Genomic DNA, 7,106 nt, shown 5'->3' with positions numbered 1-7,106 from the left:
CCATAATCCTGTTCGGTGACGAGTTTGATAATTTCTAAACGAAATTGATAAGAGTAAGACATAATCTGCACCTCAAATTAGGTGTCCAGGTTTTGGGGTGCAGATCACTTTTATGTTTAAACACTAATTTAAAATTTGCAACAAACGCGTCAATAACGTGGCTCTCTCCGACTCGTCCAAGGCACAGCCGAATTTGTTCGTTAAAATAAAGAAGTCCTCTGCTTTTTCACCAATGGTGGTGATTTTTGCGTTAAGTAAGTTCAACTCCAAGTCACAGAAGACAGCGCTCACATCCGCCAACAAGCCAGCCTGATCCAGAGCGAACAATTCCATTTCAGTTTGATCGTTCTTCTCAAGATTCAAAAAACGCACGTCGGTTTTCACATGAAAATGAGCCAAATGGTGTTTTTCGCGCAGGCGTTGTTTATTCACCGTTTCTGACGTTAGGCTTTTCGTCAGAGCATCTTCCAACATGCGACGACGATCAAATGGCAACTCAGCACCATCCAATTCAGTCACAATAAAACTGTCCAACACATAGCCGTCTTGCGTGGTAATAATTTGTGCATCGTGAATGCTGAGTTTTTTCGCGCCGATGGTACTCACGACTTTATTAAACAGGTTCGGGCGGTCATTGGTATAAATAAAAATTTCCGTACCACCACCGGAAAACCGATTGCTCACTTTTACCAACACATCACCGCGAAACTCGGCAAGCAGTTGCGTATGCCAGCTGATTTGCTGCGGCGAATTACGTAAAAAATAATCCAACGGGCAACGTTGCCATAGCTTTTCAATTTGCGGCTCAGAAAGTGCGGTGTTTTTTTCACGTATTTCTAACAACGCTAAGTGGCGATGCTCTTCAGCCTTTGCCTGATTGTCCAACAAGGTTGCCAGCCCTTGGGCAAATTGTTGCGTGGTGTAATCGTATAAGGTCGCTAATAAAGAACGCTTCCAGCTGTTCCATAAGGTTTCATTGGTTGCCACAATGTCGGCAATGGTGAGGCACGTTAAATAATCTAAGCGCACTTGATTACGCACACGCTCGGCAAAACTCAGCACAATTTCCGGGTCATGAATGTCCCGTCGTTGTGCGGTCACCGACATCAACAAATGCTGTTCTACCAGCCATGCCATGGTTTCTGTTTCGCGTTGGTCGAAACCATGCAGTACGGCAAACTCGCGTATATCTTCCGCCCCCAGTAATTCGTGCGCACCGCCACGCCCTTTCGCGATGTCATGAAATAAGGCGGCAATATACAATAAAGTGCGGTCAGAAATTTGATGCATTATTTGATGGCAAATCGGGTGATTTTGCGCCGACGTTTCCGCTAAAAAACTTTCCAGTTTTAACATCACACGCAGAATATGTTCATCCACGGTGTAACAATGGAACAAATCAAACTGCATTAAGCCGACAATATTGCCCCATTGAGGTAAATAGGCGGTTAGCACACCATATTGGTGCATCGGGAAAAATGCCCGTTGGATGGCATTGGGCTGATTAAACAACCGAATAAATTTTTCTCGTGCTATCGGTAAATCGCATAAATACCCTTGCCGTTGCTCTAGCGCCAAATACAGCTCACGTAATACGGAGGAATGGATCTCCGCTTGCGGATATTGCGTTAAATAATAGAAAAGATCGAGAATACTTTCCGGCTGTTGTTCAAAGCATTGGTGATGACGCAAACAAATGGATTGATTTATCAAGCTGAAATTCACATCAAGCACTTGCTCGTTCTCCACTTCATATGAGGTTAAAAAATGCTCCTGATAATGCTTGACCAGTAATTCGCTCAGCAATGAAATGGAATGTAGCGCCTGAAAAAATTGCTTCATCATGGCTTCTACGCCTTGATTGCCCTCGCCTTGGAATCCCAATAATTCGCTGACTTTTAATTGACGATCAAATAAGAGGCGGTTGTCATAACGCTTCAAGATTAAATGCAATGCATACCGCACTTTAAACAGAAATTGTTGGCTTTTCAGCAACAAAGCATACTCCGCCGGATAAATAAATCCCGCTTGCAAAATTTCCTGCAAATTTTTCGCCCCGTTGTGGCGAAGGGCAATCCAATACAACAAATGCAAATCCCGCAAGCCGCCCGGACTGTATTTAATGTCGGGTTCAAGATTGTAAGACGTATTGTTATAACGTTGATAACGCTCATTTTTTTCTTGAATCTTTGCCTGACAGAAATCCGTTTTTGACCAAAAAGTCGGTTGTTGCACCAATGCGGCCAACTGTTTGAATAACGTTTGATTGCCGATTAAATAACGCGCTTCCAACAAATTTGTTGCCACCGTGATATCCGCCATGCCTTCCGTTTGGCATTCGGCAAGGGTACGGATGCTCTGCCCAACGTTAAAACCACAATCCCATAAAAATTGCACGAATTGACCGAGTGTTTCCTGCAGCGCAGCCGTTGGTGTTTGCTCCGTTAAAATCAAAATATCCAAATCGGAAAGAGGGAACATTTCCTGCCGCCCGTAACCGCCCACGGCAATCAGACTTAATGTGGGATTGTCGGCAAATTGAAAATGACGCCACAAGTGCAAAAGGAATTGATCGTAAAATGCCGTACGATTGGCAATCAGTTGATCGATAGCTATTTTGTCAAAATTCGCCAGTTCAAACTGTTTTAAATTTTCTCTCTGAATTTTGACCGCACTTGGTGTGAGCTCGGCTTGGGTATTGTAAGGAAAAAGCATAGGTCGTCTTGCAAAAACTGGAAATAGAAAAAATCCGCCACGGGAAACGTAGCGGATTTCAGTTAATTAAACGTTCACCATGACACGTTGAATACGCCCTTCGGCAATCTCTTCGTCACGGATGGTCATCACTTCACAGCCATTTTCCGTCACCACGATTTGGTGCTCGAATTGTGCAGAATGGCTACGGTCTTTGGTTTTCACCGTCCAGCCATCGCCCATTAAACGCACTTCTTTTTTGCCGGCGTTAATCATCGGCTCAATGGTGAACACCATGCCCGGTTTTAACACCACGCCGCCATCGTCCGCATAATAGTGCAACACTTGTGGTTCGCAGTGGAATTCCGTCCCAATGCCATGGCCGCAATATTCGCGCACCACACTAAAAGTTTGAGATTCCGTATATTTTTGTATGGCTCTACCGATCTCATTTAAACGAATGCCCGGTTTAACCGTACGCAGACCGACATAAAGCGCTTCTTGCGCCGCTTCCACCAGCTTTTTACTGCGTAAATTGGTTTCGCCAACAATATACATTTTTGAGTTATCTCCAAAATAACCGTCTTTTATCACCGTGACATCAATATTCACAATATCGCCATTTTTCAGATGCTTATCAAAACTTGGGATGCCATGACAAACCACTTCGTTAATGGAAATGCAAGTCGCTTTCGGGAAACCATGATAATTCAAGCAAGCTGGAATAACTTTTTGCACATTCACCATATAATCGTGACAAATGCGATCCAATTCACCGGTACTCACACCTTCTTTAATATACGGTTCAATCATCACCAACACATCGGATGCCAGTTTGCAAGCTTCGCGTAATTTAACAATTTCCTCTTCCGTTCTTAATGGAATACTCATGTTTATCTCCCTATTTAAAAATTAACGGGCGGAATTATAGCACTGTGACAGAGAAAAATCCTTGATAAATTCTTGAATGGACTAGTCGGTTATTGGATAATACGCGCTCAAATAAATCGTGGGGAATTACACAATATGACAGAGATATCCGTTCCGTTAACCTTTACTGATGCTGCGGCACAGAAAGTGAAGTCTTTAATTACCGAAGAAGAAAATCCGGCGCTTAAATTGCGCGTCTATATTACCGGCGGCGGTTGTAGCGGCTTCCAATACGGCTTTACCTTTGACGAAAAAGTCAATGAAGGTGACTTAACCGTAGAAAATGCCGGCGTGCAATTAGTTATCGATCCAATGAGCCTACAATATTTAATTGGCGGCACCATTGACTATACCGACGGCTTGGAAGGTTCACGTTTTGTGGTGAATAACCCGAATGCCTCATCCACTTGCGGTTGCGGATCCTCTTTCAGCATCTAATATGGATTTTCAGTTTACCTCCCATCAAGGCAACACTGTCGCGAAGTGCTCCATGGAGCACGAAGCCTTTGCCAACTGGTTTAACATCGAAGTGCGGTCAAATCCACAACTAATTTCTACCGCACTTTTTCATTTACAAAACTTACCCGCCCCCCATGCGGCGGATGTCGTGTTAACCGGTGCCGAATACAGCTTATACATTAACGCGGATGAGGTGATGGCAAAGGCAAATAATCTCGCCATTGAGAATCCAGACGCGTTGGAAGACGGTTTTTATTATTACGATGATGAAAGTATCGCCTTTTGTGGCATTGAAGATTTTGCCCGTTTTTTACATTCTTACTTGGATTTTATCCGCGCCTAATCCCAACATTCAGCCCAAACGGTAACGCACATGGCAACAACAAAAGAGCAACAGACTTCGACTGAACAGCCACCGATAAAATCCAGAAGATCTTGGACAATTCAGCTGTTAAAAATCGCATTCACTTTTTTTTGTATGCTGTTTTCTTATTCCGCTTATTTGGATTGGCAAATTCGCAGCAAAATGGACGGACAAATTTGGCGTTTGCCGGCAGAAGTGTATAGCCGAATTGAAAGCATTCGGGTGAGTGATCAACTCAGTTTTGAGCAAATCAAGCAACTTCTCTTAGAAAATGAATATCGCCAAACCACCTTGATTGCCGCACCGGGCGATTTTAAAATTGAAAATAACACGATCGTCTTATTGCGTCGTGCATTCCCTTTTCCCGACACACCGGAAGCGCAACGGGTTTTTCGCTTGCGTTTTGAAAACGATAAACTGGCAGTCATTGAAGATCTGATTAATGTTAAAGCCATTGATGAATTTCGCTTGGCGCCAAAGCTGATCGCCATTTTGCAATCAGACAAAGAAGAACGTCTTGCAATTTCTTTGCAACAATACCCGCGCTTACTCATTGATGCCTTATTACTGACGGAAGATCGTCGTTTCTTTCAACATGATGGTATCAGCCCACTTGGCATCTTACGTGCCATGATCACCAATATCCAAGCAGGGCAAACGGTACAAGGCGGCAGTACGCTAACCCAACAACTAGTGAAAAACTTATTTTTAAGTAACGAGCGTACCTTCACCCGTAAAATTAACGAAGCCTTGATGGCGTTAATTCTCGATTGGCGTTATGACAAAAACCGTATCTTAGAAACCTACTTAAACGAAATTTACCTCGGGCAGAACGGCGACAACCAAATTCATGGTTTTGAATTGGCCAGCCAGTTTTATTTCGGACGTTCCGTGCGGGAAATCAGCTTAGATCAAATTGCGTTATTAGTGGGCATGGTCAAAGGCCCTTCCCTCTATAACCCATGGCGAAATCCAACGAATGCGCTGGAACGCCGAAATGTGGTGTTGCGTTTGATGTTGGAACATAAAATTATCGGTGATGAACTCTATCAACTATTAAGCCAACGCCCGCTTGGTGTGCAAGAAAAAGGGAAAATTAGCCGTAAATACCCGGCGTTTATCCAAACCTTACAAACCGAATTACGCCACCAGCTTGGCGAAGGCAAAACAGAAAATCTCCTGGGGGCGCGAATTTTTTCTACGTTAGACATCAAACAACAAGATCAGGCTGAACAAGCGGTAATCAGTGCCGTATCCGATTTACAACTCAAACATAAGAATCCGTTTTTGGAATCCGCCATGGTGGTTGCCGATTATCAAACCGGTGAGGTGCGCGCCATTGTGGGCGGGCTGCAAACGCAATTTGCCGGATTCAACCGCGCCTTATCGGCCAAACGCCAAATCGGCTCGTTGGTAAAACCGTCCATTTATTTGACCGCACTTATGTATCCGGAGCAATTTCGATTAAACACACCGATTAACAACCAACCAATTACCATCAATGTGAAAGGCAGCCCACCTTGGCAACCGCGCAATTACGACCGCCGATACAGCGGTTCGGTCATGCTGATGGATGCGTTGGTACGTTCGTTGAATATCCCAACGGTCAACATCGGCATGAAGCTGGGGTTAACCAAAGTGATTTCCATGCAACAAGCCATGGGTTGGGATAAAGTCACGATTCCGAAAGTCCCGTCAATGTTGCTGGGTTCCTATGCCATTTCGCCTTATGACGTGACCAAGCTTTATCAAACTATCGCCAACGAAGGCGCCAGCATTCCGCTCAGCACGATCAGTAGTATTGCGGATAGACAAGGCAATGTAATTTATGAGCATGATCTCGAACCCAAACAAGTTGCGCCACCTGAAGCCGCTTTCCAAACGCTTTTTGCTATGCAACAAGTGGTTGATCGTGGCACCGCTCACAGCTTGCAACCGGATTACGCCCATTTACACTTAGCCGGTAAAACCGGTACTACTAACGATGCGCGCGATACTTGGTTTGTGGGAATTGATGGCGAAAACGTTGTCACCATTTGGCTTGGACGAGATGACAACGGTGAAACCAAACTCACCGGTGCCAGTGGCGCTCTACAGGTCTATAAAGAGTATTTACAACGCGCGACTATTCGCCCATTAAAATTAAACAAACCACAAAGCATCAAGTGGATCGGAATTAATGCCTACGGCGGTTGGGATTGCAGCAGCTCACGCACGATCCCTGTTTGGGCAGACAGAAATCAATCATTCTGCCAACAAAGTCCACTCGCACAAACCGGCTCCATGATCAGTAATACAGCAACGCAAGCACCGACAACCCCGGTAAAACAAGAAAGCGTATGGGATGTGCTAAAAGAAGGTGAATAAAAAATGGACGGCTACACGCAGAATAAAAACACCTAACAAAACGACCGCACTTGAGGAGATAAGTGCGGTCATTTTTTATGGTGTTTTTAACTATTCATCAATAGAATCCGTCTCATACATCTTGTTACACGACATTCTATTTAATCGTGCATCAAGATGCACGCTACGGCACTAAAAATAATAAATTCACTTAAAATTTCTAATAATTTTTTTAAATAAAAACACAATGAAATCTATAAACAGAGTAAGAATAATATAAATGAGAACATATACAAAAAAATGAGACCAGAAT

Annotated in this window: 5 protein-coding genes; 3 read left to right on the top strand and 2 right to left on the bottom strand. The window is 43.9% G+C overall.

The features are described from left to right. Positions 1 to 123: 123 nt before the first annotated feature. The gene (glnD, locus tag QZ106_RS08585; RefSeq protein ID WP_295976451.1) at positions 124 to 2,715 is read right to left on the bottom strand and encodes a bifunctional uridylyltransferase/uridylyl-removing protein GlnD; all 2,592 of its coding nucleotides are present in this window, start codon (positions 2,713 to 2,715) and stop codon (positions 124 to 126) included. A gap of 66 nt (positions 2,716 to 2,781) precedes the next feature. Then, positions 2,782 to 3,585, bottom strand: coding sequence for a type I methionyl aminopeptidase (gene map, locus QZ106_RS08580; RefSeq protein ID WP_295976450.1), 804 nt, complete (start codon positions 3,583 to 3,585; stop codon positions 2,782 to 2,784). A gap of 135 nt (positions 3,586 to 3,720) precedes the next feature. On the opposite strand from map, the gene erpA reads away from it, so the two are divergent. The 3 genes from erpA to mrcB are packed head-to-tail and all read left to right on the top strand — an operon-like array spanning position 3,721 to position 6,814. Continuing rightward, positions 3,721 to 4,062 (top strand): iron-sulfur cluster insertion protein ErpA, encoded by a 342-nt coding sequence (gene erpA / locus QZ106_RS08575; protein ID WP_109104263.1) that lies wholly within the window; start codon positions 3,721 to 3,723, stop codon positions 4,060 to 4,062. A gap of 1 nt (position 4,063) precedes the next feature. Beyond that, positions 4,064 to 4,426, top strand: coding sequence for a YacL family protein (locus QZ106_RS08570; RefSeq protein WP_295976449.1), 363 nt, complete (start codon positions 4,064 to 4,066; stop codon positions 4,424 to 4,426). Between the two features lie 30 nt (positions 4,427 to 4,456). Beyond that, positions 4,457 to 6,814, top strand: coding sequence for a penicillin-binding protein 1B (gene mrcB, locus QZ106_RS08565; RefSeq protein ID WP_295976448.1), 2,358 nt, complete (start codon positions 4,457 to 4,459; stop codon positions 6,812 to 6,814). Positions 6,815 to 7,106: the final 292 nt, after the last annotated feature.

The organism is uncultured Aggregatibacter sp., from assembly GCF_901873365.1.
Taxonomy (GTDB): domain Bacteria; phylum Pseudomonadota; class Gammaproteobacteria; order Enterobacterales; family Pasteurellaceae; genus Aggregatibacter.
This window is presented reverse-complemented; position numbering and strand designations above follow the sequence as displayed.